Genomic DNA, 20,524 nt, shown 5'->3' with positions numbered 1-20,524 from the left:
TTGTGCCTTATTCCAAAATGCGGAACTAAATCAGCGGCAAACGCGCCTCCGGCCGGTCCGCAAGCCCTGTCGGGAAGGTCGTTCAGGCCTTCTCGCCGGCTGGGGAAAACAGGTACCCGCCGCCACGAATGGTGCGGATCACCGCCGGTTTCGTCGGGTCCGGCTCGATCTTGCGGCGGATGCGCATGATCCGGAGGTCCACGGCACGGTCGAAGGCCTCCGCGTCGCGAGCATTGGCGAGCTCCAGCAGCCGCTCCCGCGACAGCACCCGCTTCGGGTTTGCGGCGAACACTTTGAGCAGGCCGAATTCGGATGCGGTCAGCGGATGCTCGTTGCCTTCGTCGTCGCGCAGCGCCTGGGCATCAAGATCGAGCCATTTGGTACCGAACCGCACCAGCTGCGGGTCCGGGGCCTTGGCCGGAGCGGGCTCCGCGACAGCCGCCACGGCGGCGGCCTTGGCCGGGACACTGCGGCGCAGCACGGAGCGGATGCGGGCCATGAGCTCGCGCAATTCGCAGGGTTTGGCGACATAATCGTCCGCACCAAGTTCGAGCCCGACGACCCGGTCGATCGGACTGGCGGTCGCCGTCAGCATGATGACCGGGATATTGGTGCGGCCCTTGAGGTCGCGGATGATGGAAAGGCCATCCTCCTCGGGCATGTTGAGGTCGAGCACGACGAGATCGGCCGGGCCGGTCTCGATGGCGCTGCGCAGGCTCTTGCCGCCGTCACACAAGGTCACGGTGAAGCCGTGCATCTTGAGGTAATCACCCACCATCTCGCGGGCGGGGGCCTCATCGTCGACGATGATGATGTGCTGGCTCTGACTCATGACAACTCGGCCGCCGGCAGTGTGATGGTGAAGGTTGACCCCGATCCCGGCCCATCGCTCTTGGCCGTCACCTCGCCACCATGCATGTCGACGATGCGTTTGACAATCGACAGGCCGAGCCCGGTCGAGCTCTCGCCCGCGGTCGGTTTTGCCGAGAGCCGCTGGAAGCGGCCGAACAGCCGGCCGAGATCCTCCGGCGACAGCCCGGCGCCCTGGTCGGTAATGCCGATGGTCGTGTTGTCGCCGTCTCCGCCGACATGGACGCTGATCCGACCGCCGATCGGGCTGTACTTGATGGCGTTGCTGAGCAGATTGTCGATCGCCTCTCGGATGCGGTCGATGTCGCACATGGTGGAGAGCTGCGGCGGCGCCGACACCGCAATGACCTGCTGCTTGTTGAGCGCCAGCGGCTGGTTGGCCTCGACCACCTCATGGATCAGGGCGGCGACATCGACCGGCTCGCGTCGAATGGTGATGTCGAACGCATCGGCCATCGCATCCGAGATCAGATGGTCGACCATCGAGGTCAATCGCTTGGCGGCATCCCTGATATGGCCGATCTGGCTCGTGATGCCCTCGGCGGAAGCCCCAGTCGCGATCAGCTCGGTCAGCATTTCCGTGCGGCCGAGAATCACGCCGAGCGGATTTTTCAGGTCGTGCGCGACCGTGCCCAGGATCTCGTTCTTGAAGCCGTTGGCGCGCTGCAGCCGCAGCCACTGCGCCGACAGCCGCCGGTTGGCCTGCATCAGCGCGCGGGTGCGCTGGGCGACGCGGTCCTCGAGCTGGGTGTTGGCCTCATGCAGCTGCTGATACAGGATCACATTGTCGAAGGCGATCGACAGCCGGCTGGAGAAGATCTCGACCAGCGAGCGGTCAGTCTCCGACAGCGGCCGCTCCGCCTGCAGGAGCACCACGACCTCGCGGCCGGAGCCGGTCCGCAGATACAGCACCGTCTTGTGGTCGGCGAATTCGTTACTGCGCTGCCTGAAAGCGGCCTCGACCATGTCGCGCAAGTCAGGATCGAGCGAGCGCGAGGTGACGGAGCCGGAGAAGCGGCTGTAGCAGCCGGAGCCGGCCAGCACCGAAAAATCCTCGGTCTGGCTGCCGTCGTCGCGCAGCACGAGAATCCCGGCGCAATCGACATTCAGCAGCGACGCGATCTGCGTCAGCACGCCCTCGGCGAGCCGCTGCATCGACTTGAAGTCGTACAGCGTCGAGGCGGCGTCGATGATGATCTCGAGGCCGCGCCTGGTCTGCACCATGCGCTCGAGCTGCTGATAGCTGCGCAGTGCCGCGGTGAGCGAGGTGAACAGCTTGTCGGCGGTGAGCTCGGTCTTGGCCTTGTAGTCGTTGATGTCGTACTGGACGATGACGCGCCGCTCCGGCGCCTGACCCGGCTGGCCGGTGCGCAGGATGATGCGGACGGTCTCGTTCTTGATCTCGTTGCGGATGTATTCGACGAGTTCGAGGCCGGCGACATCCGTCTCCATGATGACGTCGAGCAGCACCGCGGCGATGTCGCCGTGCTCGCGCATCAAGGTGCGGCCCTCGGCCGCCGAATAGGCCGAGAGGATCTCGAGCCCCTGGCCGTTCAGGCTGTAATCCGACAGCGCAAAGCGCGTGCCCTCATGCACGGCGTGATCGTCGTCGATGACGGCGATCTTCCATTTCCGGGCCGGTTGGGCGTCCTCGTCGAAGCCTGTGTCGTCGATCAGGTGGAGGACATCGTCCTGTTCGGCCATTGCGTCGTTCCGTCACCCATTGCTGTCTCGGCGCCGCCCTTGGCGACCCGGGGCATGATAATCCGAAAGGTGGTGCCTTGTCCCTCGCGGGATTCCAGCATCATGCGGCCGCCGAGCTGCTGCGTCACGAGATTGTAGACGATATGCAGCCCCAATCCCGTCCCGCCCTCATTGCGCCGCGTCGTAAAGAACGGGTCGAAGGCCTGACGCTGCACGTCCGGGGTCATGCCGGCGCCGTTATCGGCGAAAATGATCTCGATGTCATCCGCGCCGCGCGCCCGTGCCGTGATCGAGATGGTGCCCGCGCGGCCGTCGGCAAAGGCATGGTTGACGGCATTCAGGAACAGGTTGGTCAGGATCTGGCCGTAGAAGCCGGGATAACCGTCGATGAAAAGGCCTTCGGGGACATCGACCGCAAGCGTGATCGGGGCGCGCTTGAGCACCGGCTTGAGGCTGGTGATGATCTGGTCGGTGGCCTCGCCCAGGAGGAAGGTCCGCCGCTCCGCATGCGAGCGGTCGACGGCGACCTGCTTGAACGACTGAATCAGCTCGCCGGCGCGCTGCAGGTTGGCGACCAGCTGCTCGGAGGCGTCGCGCGAGGAGCGCACGAACTCCTCGAGCTGCGACCGGCGCAGGCCGCCCTCGGGCGAGCGCAGCGCCGCCTCGAACATCTCGACCCGGCGCGCGAAGCTGGACGCGACCGTCAGGCTGATGCCGATCGGATTGTTGACCTCATGCGCGACGCCGGCCACGAGGCCGCCGAGCGCCGCCAGCCGTTCGGCATCAATGAGATTGCGCTGCGCGGCATTGAGCTCGAGCAGCGCGCTCTCGGCCTTTTCCTTCGCCGTGCGCAACTCGTCCTCGGCCTCGCGCTTGGCGATCGCGTTCTCGCGGAAGGTCTCGACCGCGCGAGCCATCGCGCCGACTTCGTCGCGCGCTTCGGTGCCCTGGACCTCCCGGTCATAGTCGCCGAGCATGATCGCGCGCATCGAAGCCATGATCTGCTGCAGCGGCAGCCGGATCGACAGAGCGATCAGCACACCGGCGGACAGGATGACGCCGAGGAAGATCACTGCAATCGAGAGCACCCGCCGGGAGATGTCGCGCAGCGTCTTGTCGAAGGTCGCCTGCGCCTTCTGCTCATGCTGGCGCATCTTCACCGACAGCCCGTCGATCGCGGCAATGGTTTCGGCTTGGCTCGCGTCGATGGTGTTACGCAGCAGCTCGGTGCGGTTGGTGAGCTGATCGGTCAGCTTCGAGAAGCCGGCGCGCAGCGCTGCGGTTCGCGCCGACAACCGCTGCAGCGCCATGCGTTGCAGATCATTGTCGGCGAGCCCCGACATCACCGGAATGGTTGTCTCGATGGTCTCGATGTTGCGGCGGGCATCATCCGCGGAGGCGGGGGCCAGCGACAGATAATAGGAGTTCGCCGCCACCAGCATCGCCGTGAACGCCTCGCGCGACTTGCCGAGCGAGGGCCAGATCTCCGCGTCGCGATGGCCGGTCGCGCCCTCGATCACCGAATAGAGGCCGGCAATGTCGCGGGCGGGGCCGAGCACTTCCTCTTGGTAGGTCTTGGAGATCGTCGCCTGCAGTCCGCGCAGCTCGCCGAAGCCGTCGAGGAAGCGCACGGTGACGCGTTCCAGCTCCTCGACCGATCCCGACAGCATCGGATCGGTCGAGGCCCGCGTCGTCAGCGTGCCGAGCACGGCCTCGCGCAGCAGCAGGATCTCGGCGAACAGCTCCGGGCTCGGCTGATTGATGTAGCGGTGGATCAGGTTCTGCAGCCGGCTGGTCTCGCTTTCCAAGAGCGCCAGCACCTTGTCGGACTCGCGCACCTGGCGGACGTCATCCCACGCCGTGCCCAGCACTGTCGCGCCGTTCCAGATCAGCGCGGCGAGTACGATCACGACGGCGGAGTTGAGCGCGGCAATCGACAGGATGCGCCAGCGGATCGGCACCGCCCGCAGGACGCGGACGATCCGCGCCCGGCCGAGTGTAGCCAGGCTCAACGGCCGCCTGATGGATCCGCGCTGCTTGGATCCCGCCACGTTCGCTACCTCGAGACCGAGGCAGGGAACCGTCCGGCGCGCGCGCCATCGCGCGCAGCCCGACCCGCATATTGCAACGCATCGAACCCCGCCGAGGATCCCGCGGCGAGGCTTGAACAGCACGACAATGGCGAGCGGCATCCGACGCCTGCCACGGCCTGCGTCAGCACCGGCGTGGCGTCCACTCTCGACATCGACGAAAGACGGGCGCGGTACACAGGCAACAACTTTCCCCTTGATGATGAGGTCGGCCCGGAAACGAAAAGGTTCAACGCAATCCCAGTCAGGTGCTATAAGGCTATTCTGACGCCAAAGCGATACGCGTCAATGGTTTGCCTCAAAGTTGTTGCAGCCATGGGTTGCCGGATCATATAGGCGGTCCGATTGCGATTTCAGCCCAGACGAATTCTTTCATCGATTTCTGGAGACGGCCCGGTGATGGTCTTCCTGCGTTGCCTTTCGATCGCGCTCCTCGTCGGCACGACGCTGCCGGCCCGGGCCACGACCGAAATCATGTGGTGGCATGCGATGTCCGGCGAGCTCGGTCGCCAGGTCGAGCGGCTGGCTGCGGATTTCAATGCGTCACAGTCCGATTATCGAATCGTGCCGAGCTACAAAGGCAGCTACACGGAGACCGTGACGGCCGCGATCTTCGCGTTCCGCTCGCGCAGCCAGCCCGCCATCGTGCAGGTCAACGAGATCGCGACCGCGACGATGACGGCGGCGAAGGGCGCGATGTATCCGGTCTACGAGCTGATGCGGGACGAGCAGGAGAGCTTCTCGCCGTCGGCCTATCTGCCGGCCGTCACCGGCTACTATGCCGACGCCGACGGCAACATGCTGTCGTTCCCGTTCAACGCATCGACGCCGATCCTTTACTACAACAAGGATCAGTTCCGTGCTGCGGGACTCGACCCGGCGATTGCGCCGAAGACCTGGCCGGAGCTCGGCCAGGCCGCCAAGCGGTTGCGCGACCATGGAGTCGCATGCGGCTTTACGACATCCTGGCCGTCCTGGGTCAACATCGAGAACTTCTCCGCCTTCCACAATCTGCCGATCGCGACGCGGGCCAACGGCTTTGCCGGGCTCGACGCCGTGCTGAGCTTCAACAATCCGTTGGTCACGCGTCACATCGCTCAGTTGGCGGCGTGGCAGAAGAGCAAGGTCTTCGACTATGCTGGCCGCGGGCAGACCGCCGAGCCGCGTTTCCAGAAGGGCGAGTGCGGGATCTTCATCGGATCGTCGGCAACGCGCGCCGACATCAAGGCGAACTCGAAGTTCGAGGTCGGCTACGGCATGATGCCCTATTGGCCCGACGTCACGGGCGCTCCGCAGAATTCGATCATCGGCGGCGCCACGTTGTGGGTGCTGCGCGACCGTCCTGCCGCCGAGTACAAGGGCGTCGCAAAGTTCTTCGCCTATCTGTCGCGGCCCGACATCCAGGCGGCCTGGCATCAGAACACGGGCTATCTGCCGATCACCCAGGCGGCGTTCGACCTGACCCGTGCGCAAGGCTTCTACGATCGCAATCCCGGGACGGCGATTTCGATCGAACAGGTGACGCTGCATCCGCCGACGGAAAATTCACGCGGGCTGCGGCTCGGCTCGTTCGTGCTGATCCGCGATGCGATTGAGGACGAGATGGAGCAGGCCTTCAGCGGCCGCAAGCCGGCGCAGGCGGCGCTCGACGCTGCGGCTGAACGCGGCAATCGCCTGCTGCGGCAGTTCGAGCGGGCAAGTCCGGATCGCTGATGGCTGGGTTGCCTGATGTCGCCGATGCCGCGCAGTTGCGGCGCCTGCGTTCTGATCCGGCAAGCTGGCTGCCGGCCGCGTCAGACATCGTCAGGTCCCATGGCTATGGCGCGGCGCGGCTCGTGCCATTCGGGGCCGGCACCAATCTGGTCGCCTCGCTCGGCGACGACGCGATCCTGAAGATGTTTCCTGCTTTCCTGCGTGGTCAGTTCTTGTCCGAGCGGGCGACGTTGCCGGTGGTTTTCCGACGCCTCGCCGACGTCGCCACCCCCGAATTGCTGCACGAAGGCGAGCGCGACGGGTGGTCCTATCTGATCATGACGCGGCTCGACGGCATTGCTGCATCCGAGATCTGGCCGCAGCTGGCGGAGCCGGACAAGGAGGACCTGCTCCGGCAGCTCGGTAGCGTGATCGCCGATGTGCAGCGGGTGCCGCCGGCGAGCCTGCTGGAGCTTGGTCCCGGCTGGTCCGATGTCCTGCAGGCGCAATTCGCGGGGTGTCGCGAGCGCCATCAGCGGCTCGGACTGCCGGCGTCGCTGCTGGACCAGCTTGATGATCTGCTGCAGGAGGCGGCCGTCCTGCTGCCGCGTGATCCGCAACGGGTCATCCTGACCGGCGAATACATTCCGGAGAATTTCCTTGTCTCCCGCGACGGTGACGGCTGGCGCTTGAGCGGGCTGTTCGACTTCGGCGACGTCATGACCGGGTTCGGCCACTACGACCTGCTCGGCCCGAGCGCGTTCATGGCCGCCGGCCATCCCGGCCGCGTGCGCGCTCTGTTCGAAGGCTATGGCCTGACGCCCAGCGAGATCACCTGGCAGCTCAAGCGCCGGCTGCTCGCGCTGATGCTGTTGCACCGGGCCAGCGATCCCGTTCGTCACATCTGCATTCCGGACTGGCCGTCCAGAGTCCGCAGCTTCGATGAGCTGCAGGCGTTGGTCTGGCCGGCTTGAGCGCGACAAGCGCGCATCCGGTCGTGCGGCCTGCGTAAATCGGTCGCATAGTCCGGCATCAGTCTAAATTTTGTGCAAGATCCCGCCTCTGTATGCAATCCCTGACGGTTCGGCTGCCGCCCCGATCAAGTTCTTGCGAAGTTTTCAATGGCTTAGCGGTTGGGCGAGGATTGGCACGAAGCTTGCGATCACTGTTCCCGCTGGTCGTATTCCGTGGGAGCATTTGATGAAGCGTCGCGATTTTCTGAAATCCGTCTCTGGTCTGGCCGCAGGCGCCGCGCTGCCGATGGCGCCGACGGTGATGTCGTCCGCCAAGGCCGATGCGCGGTCCGAGACGCTGCTGATCGTCTCCGAGGGCGGGCCCAACAATCTCGATATCCACGGCGTCGGCACCAATGTGCCGGGCTATGAGGTCTCCTGGAATTGCTACGACCGCCTCATCAGTCACGAGATGAAGAGCGGCCCCGGCGGGGTGCCGTATTACGATCGCGACAAGTTCAAGCCTGAACTCGCCGAGGACATGGCGATCGGCGACATGTCCGCGACCTTCAAGTTGCGCAAGAACGCCAAATTCCACGACGGCACGCCGGTCACCGCCAAGGACGTGAAATGGTCGCTCGACCGCGCCGTCAGCGTCGGCGGCTTCCCGACCTTCCAGATGAGCGCTGGCTCGCTGACCAAGCCGGAGCAGTTCGTCATCGTCGATGACTACACGGTCCGCGTCGACTTCCTGAAGAAGGACAGGCTGACGATCCCTGATTTGGCCGTCATCGTGCCCTGCGTCGTCAATTCCGAGCTTGTGAAGAAGAACGCTACCGAGAAGGACCCCTGGGGGCTCGAATACACCAAGCAGCAGACCGCGGGCTCCGGCGCCTACAAGGTGACGAAGTGGACCGCCGGCACCGAAGTGATCATGGAGCGCAATGACGACTGGGTGTGCGGTCCGCTGCCGAAGATCAAGCGCGTGATCTGGCGCATGGTGCCGCAGGCCGGCAACCGCAGGGCGCTGCTGGAGCGCGGCGATGCCGACATCTCCTATGAGCTGCCGAACAAGGACTTCCAGGAGATGAAGTCGAACGGCAAGCACACCGTGATCTCGCTGCCGATCTCGAACGGCATCCAGTACATCGGCATGAACGTGACCAAGCCGCCATTCGACAATCCGAAGGTGCGGCAGGCGCTCGCTTATGCGATGCCGTATCAGAAGATCATCGACGCCGTGATGTTCGGCCTCGCCAACCCGATGTTCGGCGCGCCGGCCGACAAGGCCACCGAGGTGGCCTGGCCGCAGCCGACGAAGTACTCGACCGACATGGAGAAGGCGAAGGCGCTGCTGGCCGAGGCCGGTTACGCCCAGGGCTTCGAGACCACGATCTCGTTCGATCTCAACTTCGCGCAGGTCAACGAGCCCTTGTGTGTGCTGGTGCAGGAGAGCCTCGCCCAGCTCGGCATCAAGACCACGATCAACAAGGTGCCCGGCGCCAATTGGCGCACCGAGTTGAACAAGAAGGAGATGCCGCTCTTCACCAACATCTTCTCGGGCTGGCTCGATTACCCCGAGTACTTCTTCTACTGGTGCTATCACGGCAACAATTCCGTGTTCAACACGATGAGCTACAAGTCGCCGGAGATGGACAAGCTCATCAACGGCGCCCGCGATGCCGCCGCGACGGGGGACAAGGCGGCGTACGATGCCGACGTGAAGGGTTTTGTGGATCTTGCCTTCGCCGATGTGCCGCGCATCCCGCTGTATCAGCCGTTCGTCAACGTCGCGATGCAGAAGAACATCTCGGGCTATCAGTACTGGTTCCACCGCCGGCTGGATTACCGCGCGCTGGTGAAGGGATGATGGTCGTGATCGGAACGAGTGAGGTGAGCCCAGCTCTCTCGCTCCCTCCCCCCTTGTGGGGGAGGGGCGGGGAGGGGGGTAGCCACACCCACCGCCGTCTCGGCTCATCCCCCACCGCGCTCCTCCGCAACAAGGGCAGCGCAAGCGCATCCGGTGATCGCAGTCTTACGCTCGCCTGTCTCGAAGTCGTCATGGCCGGGCCTGTCCCGGCCATCCACGTCGGCCGGCATCCGAGGAGCGACGTGGATGTCCGGGACGAGCCCGGGCATGACCGAGCGACAGAGTGGTGGGATCGTTCGCCGCGCCCTGGAGTGAGATCGGGAGCAGATTGGGGGAGGCCTCTCCCATGCTGAGCCTCATCGCCAAGCGCCTCGCCTTTGCCATTCCCTCGCTGATCGGGGTCGTGATCGTCACCTTCCTGCTTACCCGTGCGCTGCCCGGCGACCCCGCCGCCTACTTCGCCGGTCCCGCAGCGACCAAGGAAGCCGTCGAGCAGATCCGCAAGAAGCTCGGCTTCGACAAGCCGCTGGTCGAGCAGTTCTTCCGCTACACCGTCGATCTCGCCCATGGCGATCTCGGCAGCTCGTTGACGACGGGCCAGCCGGTCGCGACCGAGATCCGCAACCGCTTGCCGGCCTCGGCCGAGCTCACCTTGCTCGGCCTGTTAGTGTCCGTCGCGATTGCGCTGCCGCTCGGCGTGCTCGCCGCGACGCGGCCGGGATCGTGGATCGATCACACCTGCCGCGTCGTCACCACGGCGGGCGTGTCGCTGCCGGTGTTCTTTACCGGCTTGGTGCTGGTCTACGTGTTCTACTTCCGGCTCGGCTGGTCGCCGGCGCCGCTCGGCCGCCTCGACGTGTTCTATAGCGCGCCGAACAACGTGACCGGGTTCTACCTGGTCGACACGCTGATCGCGGGTGACGGCGAGGCGTTCCGCTCGGCGCTGAGCCAGCTGATCCTGCCGGCGGCAACGCTCGCGATCTTCTCGCTGGCGCCGATCGCGCGCATGACACGCGCCTCCATGCTGTCGGTGCTGTCGTCGGAGTTCGTCCGCACCGCGCGCGCCTCCGGCCTGTCGCCCGCGACGGTCACCGTCACCTACGCGTTCCGCAACGCGATGTTGCCGGTCATCACCACGCTGTCGATGGTGTTCTCCTTCCTGCTCGGCGCCAACGTGCTGGTGGAGAAGGTGTTCGCTTGGCCGGGCATCGGCTCCTACGCGGTGGAGGCGCTGATCGCCTCCGACTTCGCGCCGGTGCAGGGCTTCGTGCTGACGATGGCGGTCATGTACGTGATCCTCAACCTCGTCATCGACATTCTCTATGGCGTCATCGATCCCCGTGTGAGGCTGGAAGGATGAGCACTGTCGCGCCGACCCTCGAACCTGCCGCCAACAGCACGTCCGGCCTGATGGCCCTGATCGGGCACACGCGCTATGTGCTCGCCGAGAACAAGGTCACGGGCTTTGCCTTCGGGCTGCTGGTGATCATTCTGTTCGCGGCGATCTTCGGGCCGTGGATCGTGCCGTATGATCCGCTCGCCAGCAACACCGCTTCCGCGCTGAAGCCGCCGTCGGCGGCGCATTGGTTCGGCACCGATCAGCTCGGCCGCGACATCTTCAGCCGCGTCGTGGTCGCGACCCGGCTCGATACCTTCATCGCGGTCGCCTCGGTCGCGCTGGTGTTCTTCATGGGCGGCCTCGCGGGCGTTGCCGCCGGCTTCTTCGGCGGCTGGACCGATCGCATCGTCGGCCGCATCGCCGATACGATCATGGCGTTCCCGCTGTTCGTGCTGGCGATGGGGATCGTCGCAGCACTCGGCAACACCGTGCAGAACATCATCATCGCGACCGCGATCGTGAACTTCCCGCTCTACGCCCGCGTCGCGCGTGCCGAAGCGAATGTCCGCCGCAATGCCGGTTTCGTGCAGGCCGCGCGCCTCTCGGGCAACAGCGAGTTTCGCATCCTGCTCGGCCACATCCTGCCGAACATCATGCCGATCATGATCGTGCAGATGTCGCTGACCATGGGCTACGCGATTCTCAATGCCGCCGGCTTGTCCTTCATCGGCCTCGGCGTCCGGCCGCCGACGGCGGAGTGGGGCATCATGGTCGCCGAGGGCGCGTCCTTCATGGTGTCGGGCGAATGGTGGATCGCGCTGTTTCCCGGCCTCGCACTGATGATCGCGGTGTTCTGCTTCAACCTGCTCGGCGACGGCCTGCGCGACATCGTCGACCCGCAGCGCAGGACGTGAGGCGATGAGCGGCCCACACCAAAACTCCGTCATTGCCGGGCTTGACCCGGCAATCCATCCGTCCAAGCAAGCCCTTGTTGGTGTGATGGATGCGCGGGTCAAGCCCGCGCATGACGAGTGGGGCTATTGGAGCTATCGATGACCGCCCAGCCGCTGCTCGACGTTCGCGATCTCACGGTCGAATTCTCCACCCGCCGCGGCATCGTCAAGGCGGTGCAGCATGTCGACATCTCCGTCGCCAAGGGCGAGACGCTCGCGATCGTCGGCGAATCCGGCTCCGGCAAGTCGGTGACGTCCTACGCCGTCATGCGCATCCTCGACCGCGCCGGCCGCATCGCCGAAGGCTCGGTGATGTTCTCCGGCGTCGACGTCAAGGCCGCCGAGGAAAGCGCGATGCGCGACCTGCGCGGACGCGAGATCTCGATGATCTTCCAGAACCCGCGCGCGGCGCTCAATCCGATCCGCAAAGTCGGCCAGCAGATCGAGGACGTGCTGAAGCAGCACGCCCAGGCCGCCGCGAGCGATCGCGCCGAAAAGGCGATCGCCGCGCTCGAGCAGGTCAAGATCGCGCGTCCGCGCGAGCGTTATCATGCCTATCCGTTCGAACTGTCCGGTGGCATGTGCCAGCGCGTCGTCATCGCACTGGCGCTCGCCTGTAATCCGCAACTCCTGATCGCCGACGAGCCGACGACGGGCCTCGACGTCACCACGCAGAAGGCGGTGATGGATCTCGTCGTCGAGCTCACCAAGAGCAGGGGCATGTCGACGATCCTGATCACCCATGATCTGGGTTTGGCGGCCGCCTATTGCGACCGCGTCGTCGTCATGGAGAAGGGCCGGGTGGTCGAGACCGCCAAGGCCGCCGACATCTTCGCCAATCCGCAGCATCCCTACACCCGCAAACTGATGCGCGCGACGCCGCGGCTCGGCGTGTCGTTGCGGGATTTGCTGTCGGAGGAAGAGGCGTCCCCGCCACACACTCTTTCCGTCATGGCCGGGCTTGACCCGCCTGCGGGGCCGGAGCCCCTTCGGCGCGGCGAAGGCCCGGCCATCCATCCCTCTTCGAAAGAGCCGATCGAGGTGATGGACCCCCGGGTCAAGCCCGGGGGTGACGAGCGGAGTGCGAGTGACGAGGTGAGTGCGGGGGGCCAGCGGAATACGAGCAGCATTCGTCCGCTCCTCCTCGTCGACAAACTCGTCAAGGAATATCCCCGCCAGGGCGCCTCCGCGACGTTGTCAAAACTGTTCGGCCGCAAGCCGGCCATCGAGCCGGAGGTCTTCCGGGCGGTCGATGGCATCAGCTTCACGGTCGGTCATGGCGAGAGCGTCGGGCTGGTCGGCGAGTCCGGCTGCGGCAAGTCGACGACATCGATGATGGTGATGCGGTTGCTCGACCAGACATCGGGTCGCATCAGTTTCGACGGCGAGGAGATCGGCAACATCCTGCCGCAGGCCTTTGCGCGCCTGCCGCAGCGCAGCCACATCCAGATGGTCTTCCAGGATCCGACCGACAGCCTCAATCCCCGCTTCACCGCCGCGCGCGCCATTGCCGATCCGATCCTGCAACTCGGCGACATCAAGGGCCGCAACGCACTGCGCGCGCGTTGCGAGGAGCTGGCGACCATGGTCGGCCTGCCGCTGAACCTGCTCGACCGCTTTCCGCACCAATTGTCGGGCGGGCAGAAGGCCCGCGTCGGCATCGCACGCGCGATCGCACTGCACCCGAAGCTCGTCATCCTCGACGAGCCGACGGCGGCGCTCGACGTCTCCGTGCAGGCTGTCGTGCTCAATCTGCTGCAGGATCTGAAGCAACAGTTAGGTATGAGCTATCTGTTCGTCTCCCATGATTTGAATGTGGTGCGGCTGTTGTGCGATCGTGTGATCGTGATGCGGTCGGGGCGAATCGTCGAGGAAGGCACGTCGGAACGTGTGCTAGGTGATCCGCAGGACGCCTATACGCGCGAGCTGCTGACGGCGATCCCGCATCCGCCGCTGCCGGCGCATTGAGAGGCAGGCTTTGGAAAGGAAGAGCTGATGGCCGAGCCATTGGACGACTACATCGATGCCGTCGGGCGCGCACTTAGCCTGCCGATCGAGGATTCCTGGCGTCCTGCCGTCCGCGCCAATCTCGAGGTCTCGCTGAAGATGGCGAAGCTGGTCGACGAATTCTCCCTTGCTGACGAAGCCGAGCCTGCCAGTGTCTTCACCGCTTGATCCCGCCGACATGACCGCAGGCGCCATCGCCGCTGCGGTTGCCACCCGCAAGCTCTCCGCCGTCGAAGCGACTGACGCCGCATTGGCGCGGATCGCCGCGCGCGATGGCGTACTCAATTCCTTTACCGACATCACGGTCGAGCGGGCGCGCACAAAGGCGCGGGCCGTGGATGCCGACATTGCCGCGGGCAAGCCCGTCGGCCCGCTTGCCGGCGTGCCGTTCGCGGTGAAGAACCTGTTCGACGTCGAGGGGCTGCCGACCCGTGCCGGCTCCAAGATCAATCGTGACCGAGCGCCCGCCAGCCGCGACGCGACGCTGATCGAGCGCATGGAATCGGCCGGCGCCGTCCTCGTCGGCGCGCTCAACATGGGCGAATACGCCTACGACTTCACCGGCGAGAACGTGCATGACGGCCCGTCGCGCAATCCGCATGATCCCTCGCGAATGAGCGGCGGCTCGTCGGGCGGGTCGGGCAGCGCCGTCGGCGGCGGCCTGGTGCCGATCGCGCTCGGCTCGGACACCAACGGCTCGATCCGCGTCCCCTCATCGTTCTGCGGCATCTTCGGGCTGAAGCCGACCTATGGCCGGCTGTCGCGCGCGCGCTCGTTTCCATTCGTGATGAGTCTGGATCATCTCGGTCCGTTCGCACGCTCGGTCGATGATCTCGCGCTCGCTTACGACGTGATGCAGGGGCCCGATTCGGACGATGCGGCGTGTACCGCGCGTGCGCCAGAGCCGGTGTCGAGCTTGCTGTCGCAAGGCATCGGTGATCTCAGGATCGCCCTGGCCGGCGGTCACTTCCAGAAAAACCTGTTTCCCGAAGCGGCCGACGCCGTCAGCCGCGTCGCCGGCGCGCTGAAAGTAACTCAGGTTATCGAAGTCCCCGAAGCCGCGCGCGCCCGCGCCGCAGCCTACGTCATCAGCACGACGGAAGGCGCCTCGCTGCATCTCGATCGCCTGCGCAAGCAGCCGCAGGATTTCGATCCGGCGGTGCGCGATCGTCTGATTGCGGGAGCGATGATCCCGGCGCCGATGGTTGACCGCGCGCAGAAATTCCGCCGCTGGTATCGCGCGCAGGTTCTCGAGCTGTTCAAGTCGGTCGACGTGCTGATCGCGCCGGCGACGCCCTGCATTGCACCGAAGCTCGGACAGGCGACGTTCGTGCTCGACGGCGTCGAGCTGCCGGTGCGCGCCAATATCGGCATTCACACGCAGCCGATCTCCTTTATCGGACTTCCCGTCGTCGCCGTGCCGATTCCGCTGGAGCCGATGCCCATCGGCGTGCAGATCATCGCCGCGCCCTGGTGCGAACATGTCGCATTGCGTGTGGCCCACGCCTTGCAACAGCTTGGCGTCGCCGCTGCGCCGGCCCCGAGAGGAGTTCTGGAGAATGGAAGTCGATCTGCCTGACGTCGTGGCCGAGGTCACCGCGCAGTTCCAACGCTACGAACAGGCGCTGGTCAGCAACGACGTCGCCGTGCTCGATGAGCTGTTCAAGCAGGACTCGCGCACGCTGCGCTACGGCATCGGTGAGAATCTCTACGGCTATGGCGAGATCTCAGCGTTTCGCTCCGCGCGCTCGCCGGTCGGACTGATGCGGCGCACCGCGCGCACCGTGATCACCACCTATGGCCGCGACACGGCGGTCGCCTCGACGCTGTTCTACCGCGACAGCGCGCCCGGCAAGGTCGGGCGCCAGATGCAGACCTGGGTGCGGTTTCCGGAAGGCTGGAGAATCGTCGCCGCCCATGTCAGCGTCATCGACGAAGCAAAGGGCGGCTGAAGTCATGAGCCTGGACGATCTTCCGCCGCGCACGCATCAGCGGCTCACGCGCGCTTCCGAGATGCCGCGCACCGATCGTGCGCCGCCCGCCGTGGCGAAGATCACGCGCGCCGAGGAATTGCGGCTCCAGCTGGCCGACGACATCGTGCGCGGCACGTTGGCGCCGGGCGCATCGTTGGACGAGACAGAGATTGCCAAGCGCTTCAATGTTTCGCGCACGCCGGTGCGCGAGGCGCTGCGCCAGCTCGCCGCCTCCGGCCTGATCGAGGCGCGCGCGCATCGCGGCGCCGTGGTGGCGCGTCCCTCGGTCGATCGCCTCACCGGCATGTTCGAGGCGATGGCCGAGCTCGAAGGCCTCTGCGCCGGCCTCGCCGCGCAGCGGATGACTCCAGTGGAGCGGCAGCGGCTCGAAGCGATCCATGATGAGCTGCGCAACCTCAGCCACGCCGGCAATCCCGAGCGTTTCCACGAGGTCAACGAGCGTTTCCACAATGCGATCTATGCCGGCGCTCACAACGCCTACATCGCCGAGATCACACTGGCGACGCGCGTGCGCGTGCAGCCGTTCCGCCGCGCCCAGTTCCGCAACCTCGGCCGTCTCGCCAAGTCGCATGCCGAGCACGACCGCGTCGTCGTCGCCATCCTCCGCGGCGATAAGGCCGGTGCGGCGAGCGCCATGAAAGCCCATATCGAGCTGGTACGCGGGGAGTACGAGATCTACGCGGTGTCGGTGTAGGTTGTGGTTTGAGCGGTAGGGTGGGCAAAGCGCCCGCCGTCAGGCGGTCGCGTGCCCACCGTCGATCAGCGAACTCGTCAGCAAGATGGTGGGCACGGCGCCACCGCGATCTTGTATGTGGCGGCAGCAAGGCTGCGCCTTTGCCCACCCTACCGCAGCGCGCCCGAACCGATCAGTCCTTCTGCGCCATATAGGCGCGCCAGCCGCCGAACTCCGAGATGTCGCGCGCGCCGTCGAGCGCGGCCGGCTCAACCAGGAATCCCTTGGCGCTGCGGCCGTCCTGCAGCCTGATCGTGCCGATCGACAGTGGCGGCGGGATGAGGTTGACGAACTTTCCGAAACTGGCGGCCGACAACGCCCAGAGCTCGACCGCCATTGCAGTGCCCTTGCCTTCTTCGACCCGCAGCATGCCGGGCTTCGGTGGCGTCGTCGACAGCGCGTAGAGCTTGTAATCCGGCGCGGTGCTCGTCGCTTCCAGCAGCCGGCCGCCGAGACCCGTTAGTTCGTAATTCAGCGCCATGCCGGAAAGATGCGCGCCGACGACCACGATGGCGATCTCGTCGCCGTGCAACGAGGATGACACCGGCGCCAGCGGTGGCTGCGCGGTCGATTTCGCGCCGACCGGCAGCGCCGTGTCGGCATGGAACGCGCGGCCGAGGCTGGCGAGGGCAGCATCGTGCCCCGCGGGCGCCAGCAGCGTGATGCCGAACGGAATGCCGTCGCTGCGCATCGCGGCCGGCACCGCCAGTCCGCACATGTCGAGCAGATTGACGAAGTTGGTGTAGGTGCCGAGCCGGCTGTTGAGCAGGATCGGATCGGCGAGCACGTCTGCGGTCGTGTAGGCCGTCGGCGCCGTCGGCAGCAGCATCGCGTCGATCGCGCCGAAAGTGCGCTCGGCCACCTTGCGCAGCGCCTGCAGGCGATACAGCGCGCCGAAGGTGTCGGCGGCGCTGCCGCGCGCCCCGCCGATGGTGATCTCGCGCGTCACCGGATGGATCGCATCGGGATCGGAGGCGAGGAGGTCGCGGATCACGAGGTAGCGCTCGGCGACCCACGGGCCTTCATAGAGCAGCCGTGCCGTCTCGTAGAACGGCTCGAGGTCGAACTCGACGAGTTCTGCGCCGAGCTTGACGAAGCGCGCGACGGCGGCGCCATAGGCCGCCTCTGCCGCTTTGTCGCCGAAGAAGATCAGTTGTCCGGAGCGGGGAATGCCGAGCTTCACCCCCTTGGGAAACGCGGTCACTGCCTCCAACGGCCGGTCGCGCGAAAATGCATCGAGCGGATCGGGCGCGGCCATCACCGAAAGTGCGGTGATGGCGTCATCGACCGTGAGCGAGAACACCGAGATGCAGTCGAGCGTCCGGCAGGCCGGCACGAGGCCTGTGGTCGAGATCATGCCGAGGCTCGGCTTCAGCCCGACGATGTTGTTGAGCATCGCCGGCACGCGGCCGGAGCCCGCGGTATCCGTCCCCAACGACAACGGCACGAGACCGGCCGAGACCGCGACCGCCGAGCCGGAGCTCGATCCGCCCGGCACGAGATCGCCATGAACCGGATTCTTCGGAATGCCATAGGGCGAGCGCACGCCGACGAGGCCGGTCGCGAACTGATCGAGATTGGTCTTGCCGATGACGATGGCTCCGGCCGCGCGCAGCCGCGCCACGGCGATCGAGTCCCGCGTCGACGTATAGGCGAAGGCCGGACAGGCAGCCGTCGTCGGCAGGCCAGCCACGTCGATATTGTCTTTGACCGCGATCGGCACGCCATACAGCGGCAGGGCCGCGGGATCCTTGCCCGCGAGCGCCTCGGCCTCTGCGAGCGCATCCGCCTCGTCGCGCAGGCTGATGAAGATGGCAGGGTCGCCGTGGGCGCGGATGCGGTCGAACGTTCGCGCGACGGTCTGCTTCGGCGTCATCAGGCCGGCCCGATGGGCGGCAACGATCTCGGCGACGGTCTCGGTCACGCAGCGCTCCGGATCTGTCCTGAGCCTGATGTCTGGGTTGCCATGTCCACGCGCTCCGCTTGGCCGATCTGCTGCTGATGTAGCAAGGCACATGCCATTGTGTACACGCCGGACGCGCGGCGCTGTGACCGAAAAATATTGCATATCAGAGGCTTGGGTCGCGATTTGCCGAGCGCTGCGGGAGCTGGGCGTTGAACTGCTCAGCAATTTGCCTGATTTGTAGGCACGCAAGCTGGCGGCTGGCGAAGCAAGGCGGGTGACTGCTGGAAGGTCCCGTTACCACGGCCTGCGCCAAAGCGTCGTTCGCCGGACGGCGCGCCAAGGCTGAGGTCGAGGTCGTGCGCGGCGAGCCGCCCGCGCCCGAAGACGCGCGGCCGATTTATGGTTGCCAAAGCAACTAATCTATGGAACGATCGTTTCATCAAGGATGAAGGCGCAGGATGGCTTGCGCCTCGCTGGGATGGAAACGCTATGGGCAGCCTGCTTGCGGCAGGCGCGGCCGCTTGCGCGCGCGCAAGCACGCGGTCACGTCGACATCATCAGCCGTTCTGGGGATCGCGCAGCCTCGACTCAGCTCGCGCCGGTGACGGCGTCGAGATTGTCGTGGATACGGCGGAGCAGGGTGATCAGCACTTCCTGTTCTGCTTTGTCGAGGCAGGCCAGCAGGCGCTGCTCGCGTTCCAGCGCGGCAATGATGACCTTGTCGTGGGTCGCGCGGCCCTTGGCGGTCAGCGAGATCGAGTGGCTGCGGCCGTCCTCTGGATCATTGCGGATGGCGATCAGGCCGCGGCTCTTCATCAAGGCGAGCGTACGGCTGACCGGCCCCTTGTCGAAGCCGATCACGCTGCAGATGCGCGAGGCCGGAATGCCCGGCTCGATCGCCAGCAACGACATGATCCGCCATTCCGTGACGTTGACGCCGAAATTGCGCTGATAGAACGCGGTCGCGCTGTTCGACAGCTTGTTGGCGATGAAGGTGATGAAGGCCGGCACGTAGCGGTCGAGATCGAGCGTGAGGCCGTGGGCCCGATCTTGACCCTCAATCTCGCGCGGCGGTGCCTTGCGCGGCGTCCCCTTGGTCTCGCTCATGATCCCCAGCATCCATGCATCGCCACTCATACGGATACGAAAAGCCGCATGACAAGGTCAAACTTCAGGAGTTCAGCGTGAACCCAACAACTCATTCCCCAAATGCCGGCATGGCGCCTGATATCCCGCATCTCGCGATCGACCCGTTCTCCTACGGCTTCTTCGACGATCCCTATCCGGCGCACGAGGAGATGCGCGAGGCCGGGCCCGTGGTCTATCTCGATCAGTGGAACGTCTATGGCGTCGCCCGTTACGCCGAGGTCTATGCCGTCTTCAACGATCCCCAGACATTCTGTTCCAGCCGCGGCGTCGGCCTCAGCGACTTCGCCAAGGAGAAGCCGTGGCGGCCGCCAAGCCTGATCCTGGAGGCCGATCCGCCTGATCATACGCGGACGCGTGCGGTGCTGAGCAAGGTGCTGTCGCCGGCGGTCATGAAGCGGCTGCGCGACGGCTTCCTGGCCGCCGCCGAGGCCAAGGTCGACGAGCTCGTGGCGCGCGGCTCGTTCGATGCGATCCCCGATCTCGCCGAGGCCTATCCGCTGTCGGTGTTCCCCGATGCGCTCGGGCTCAAGGCGGAGGGGCGCGATCACCTCATCCCCTATGCGAGCCTGGTGTTCAACGCGTTCGGTCCGCCGAACGAGCTGCGCCAGCAGGCGATCGAGCGCTCGGCGCCGCACCAGGCCTATGTCACCGAACAATGTCAGCGCGACAATCTCGCGCCCGGCGGCTTCGGCGCCTGCATCCATGCCTTCAGCGACAGCGGCGAGATCACGCCGACTGAGGCACCTTTGCTGGTGCGCTCGCTGCTGTCGGCGGGCCTCGACACCACCGTCTATGGCATCGGCGCGGCAGTGTCTTGCCTGGCGCGCTTTCCGGATCAGTTTGCACGGCTGCGCGCCGATCCGTCGCTGGCGCGCAACGCCTTCGAGGAGGCGGTGCGGTTCGAGAGCCCGGTGCAGACCTTCTTCCGCACCACGACACGCGAGGTCGACCTCGGCGGCGTCACCATCCCTGAAGGCGAGAAGGTGCTGATGTTTCTCGGTGCCGCCAATCGCGATCCGCGCCGCTGGGAGCAGCCGGATGCTTACGACATCACGCGCAAAGTCTCCGGCCATGTCGGCTTCGGCTCCGGCATCCACATGTGCGTCGGCCAGCTCGTCGCCCGGCTCGAAGGCGAGGCGGTGCTGACCGCGCTCGCGCGCAAGGTCGGCAGCATCACGATGAGCGGCGCGCCGAAGCGTCGCTACAACAACACGCTGCGCGGGCTGGAGAGCCTGCCGGTCACCTTCACCCCAGCCTGAGCGAC

Annotated in this window: 16 protein-coding genes; 11 read left to right on the top strand and 5 right to left on the bottom strand. The window is 65.8% G+C overall.

All coding sequences use genetic code 11. The annotated features are described in order from the left end of the window. Positions 1–82 precede the first annotated feature (82 nt). The 3 genes from BRAD285_RS31365 to BRAD285_RS31355 are packed head-to-tail and all read right to left on the bottom strand — an operon-like array spanning position 83 to position 4,535. Positions 83–832: a response regulator gene (locus BRAD285_RS31365; RefSeq protein WP_006615266.1), complete on the bottom strand. Its 750-nt coding sequence runs from the start codon at positions 830–832 to the stop codon at positions 83–85. Further along, positions 829–2,574: a DUF3369 domain-containing protein gene (locus BRAD285_RS31360; protein WP_006615267.1), complete on the bottom strand. Its 1,746-nt coding sequence runs from the start codon at positions 2,572–2,574 to the stop codon at positions 829–831. Before BRAD285_RS31360 ends, BRAD285_RS31365 begins: the two co-directional genes overlap by 4 nt. Next, a complete protein-coding gene (locus BRAD285_RS31355) occupies positions 2,544–4,535 on the bottom strand; it encodes a HAMP domain-containing sensor histidine kinase (protein ID WP_050886993.1) in 1,992 nt (663 codons plus the stop codon). Before BRAD285_RS31355 ends, BRAD285_RS31360 begins: the two co-directional genes overlap by 31 nt. A 528-nt stretch (positions 4,536–5,063) precedes the next feature. Between BRAD285_RS31355 and ugpB the strand changes: the two genes are divergently transcribed. From ugpB to BRAD285_RS31305, 10 genes are all read left to right on the top strand, one after another. Next, entirely contained in the window at positions 5,064–6,377 is a 1,314-nt protein-coding gene (gene ugpB, locus BRAD285_RS31350) for a sn-glycerol-3-phosphate ABC transporter substrate-binding protein UgpB (protein ID WP_035648763.1), read from the top strand. Continuing rightward, positions 6,377–7,330 (top strand): phosphotransferase, encoded by a 954-nt coding sequence (locus BRAD285_RS31345; protein ID WP_035648765.1) that lies wholly within the window; start codon positions 6,377–6,379, stop codon positions 7,328–7,330. The genes ugpB and BRAD285_RS31345 overlap by 1 nt, the downstream gene beginning before the upstream one ends. A 226-nt stretch (positions 7,331–7,556) precedes the next feature. Beyond that, the gene (locus BRAD285_RS31340) at positions 7,557–9,179 is read left to right on the top strand and encodes an ABC transporter substrate-binding protein (protein ID WP_035648767.1); all 1,623 of its coding nucleotides are present in this window, start codon (positions 7,557–7,559) and stop codon (positions 9,177–9,179) included. Positions 9,180–9,525: 346 nt separating this feature from the next. Beyond that, on the top strand, positions 9,526–10,539 hold the full coding sequence (locus BRAD285_RS31335; RefSeq protein ID WP_006615272.1) for an ABC transporter permease: 1,014 nt from the start codon (positions 9,526–9,528) through the stop codon (positions 10,537–10,539). Continuing rightward, a complete protein-coding gene (locus BRAD285_RS31330; RefSeq protein WP_006615273.1) occupies positions 10,536–11,432 on the top strand; it encodes an ABC transporter permease in 897 nt (298 codons plus the stop codon). The genes BRAD285_RS31335 and BRAD285_RS31330 overlap by 4 nt, the downstream gene beginning before the upstream one ends. Before the next feature lie 138 nt (positions 11,433–11,570). Then, on the top strand, positions 11,571–13,439 hold the full coding sequence (locus tag BRAD285_RS31325; RefSeq protein WP_006615274.1) for an ABC transporter ATP-binding protein: 1,869 nt from the start codon (positions 11,571–11,573) through the stop codon (positions 13,437–13,439). Positions 13,440–13,466: 27 nt separating this feature from the next. After that, a complete protein-coding gene (locus BRAD285_RS31320; protein WP_006615275.1) occupies positions 13,467–13,646 on the top strand; it encodes a DUF4089 domain-containing protein in 180 nt (59 codons plus the stop codon). Positions 13,647–13,656: 10 nt separating this feature from the next. Next, complete coding sequence (locus BRAD285_RS31315) at positions 13,657–15,057, top strand: AtzE family amidohydrolase (RefSeq protein WP_035648769.1); 1,401 nt, start codon at positions 13,657–13,659, stop codon at positions 15,055–15,057. After that, positions 15,038–15,430 (top strand): oxalurate catabolism protein HpxZ, encoded by a 393-nt coding sequence (hpxZ, locus tag BRAD285_RS31310; RefSeq protein ID WP_006615277.1) that lies wholly within the window; start codon positions 15,038–15,040, stop codon positions 15,428–15,430. The genes BRAD285_RS31315 and hpxZ overlap by 20 nt, the downstream gene beginning before the upstream one ends. 4 nt (positions 15,431–15,434) lie before the next feature. Further along, positions 15,435–16,166, top strand: coding sequence for a GntR family transcriptional regulator (locus BRAD285_RS31305; RefSeq protein WP_035648774.1), 732 nt, complete (start codon positions 15,435–15,437; stop codon positions 16,164–16,166). A gap of 172 nt (positions 16,167–16,338) precedes the next feature. On the opposite strand, the gene atzF is transcribed toward BRAD285_RS31305, so the two are convergent. Beyond that, positions 16,339–18,129: an allophanate hydrolase gene (atzF, locus tag BRAD285_RS31300; protein ID WP_035648777.1), complete on the bottom strand. Its 1,791-nt coding sequence runs from the start codon at positions 18,127–18,129 to the stop codon at positions 16,339–16,341. A gap of 570 nt (positions 18,130–18,699) precedes the next feature. After that, the gene (locus BRAD285_RS31295) at positions 18,700–19,218 is read right to left on the bottom strand and encodes a MarR family winged helix-turn-helix transcriptional regulator (protein ID WP_006615280.1); all 519 of its coding nucleotides are present in this window, start codon (positions 19,216–19,218) and stop codon (positions 18,700–18,702) included. A gap of 110 nt (positions 19,219–19,328) precedes the next feature. On the opposite strand from BRAD285_RS31295, the gene BRAD285_RS31290 reads away from it, so the two are divergent. After that, positions 19,329–20,519 (top strand): cytochrome P450, encoded by a 1,191-nt coding sequence (locus BRAD285_RS31290; RefSeq protein ID WP_371507736.1) that lies wholly within the window; start codon positions 19,329–19,331, stop codon positions 20,517–20,519. Positions 20,520–20,524 lie beyond the last annotated feature (5 nt).

It is taken from the genome of Bradyrhizobium sp. ORS 285, assembly GCF_900176205.1.
Classification (GTDB): domain Bacteria; phylum Pseudomonadota; class Alphaproteobacteria; order Rhizobiales; family Xanthobacteraceae; genus Bradyrhizobium.
This window is presented reverse-complemented; position numbering and strand designations above follow the sequence as displayed.

What these genes read in the sequence shown, in the direction of transcription:
- BRAD285_RS31365 (WP_006615266.1), bottom strand. Translation starts at nt 832, where the DNA reads ATGAGTCAGAGCCAGCACATCATCATCGTCGACGATGAGGCCCCCGCC.
- BRAD285_RS31360 (WP_006615267.1), bottom strand. Translation starts at nt 2,574, where the DNA reads ATGGCCGAACAGGACGATGTCCTCCACCTGATCGACGACACAGGCTTC.
- ugpB (WP_035648763.1), top strand. Translation starts at nt 5,064, where the DNA reads ATGGTCTTCCTGCGTTGCCTTTCGATCGCGCTCCTCGTCGGCACGACG.
- BRAD285_RS31345 (WP_035648765.1), top strand. Translation starts at nt 6,377, where the DNA reads ATGGCTGGGTTGCCTGATGTCGCCGATGCCGCGCAGTTGCGGCGCCTG.
- BRAD285_RS31340 (WP_035648767.1), top strand. Translation starts at nt 7,557, where the DNA reads ATGAAGCGTCGCGATTTTCTGAAATCCGTCTCTGGTCTGGCCGCAGGC.
- BRAD285_RS31335 (WP_006615272.1), top strand. Translation starts at nt 9,526, where the DNA reads ATGCTGAGCCTCATCGCCAAGCGCCTCGCCTTTGCCATTCCCTCGCTG.
- BRAD285_RS31330 (WP_006615273.1), top strand. Translation starts at nt 10,536, where the DNA reads ATGAGCACTGTCGCGCCGACCCTCGAACCTGCCGCCAACAGCACGTCC.
- BRAD285_RS31325 (WP_006615274.1), top strand. Translation starts at nt 11,571, where the DNA reads ATGACCGCCCAGCCGCTGCTCGACGTTCGCGATCTCACGGTCGAATTC.
- BRAD285_RS31320 (WP_006615275.1), top strand. Translation starts at nt 13,467, where the DNA reads ATGGCCGAGCCATTGGACGACTACATCGATGCCGTCGGGCGCGCACTT.
- BRAD285_RS31315 (WP_035648769.1), top strand. Translation starts at nt 13,657, where the DNA reads ATGACCGCAGGCGCCATCGCCGCTGCGGTTGCCACCCGCAAGCTCTCC.
- hpxZ (WP_006615277.1), top strand. Translation starts at nt 15,038, where the DNA reads ATGGAAGTCGATCTGCCTGACGTCGTGGCCGAGGTCACCGCGCAGTTC.
- BRAD285_RS31305 (WP_035648774.1), top strand. Translation starts at nt 15,435, where the DNA reads ATGAGCCTGGACGATCTTCCGCCGCGCACGCATCAGCGGCTCACGCGC.
- BRAD285_RS31295 (WP_006615280.1), bottom strand. Translation starts at nt 19,218, where the DNA reads ATGAGCGAGACCAAGGGGACGCCGCGCAAGGCACCGCCGCGCGAGATT.
- BRAD285_RS31290 (WP_371507736.1), top strand. Translation starts at nt 19,329, where the DNA reads ATGGCGCCTGATATCCCGCATCTCGCGATCGACCCGTTCTCCTACGGC.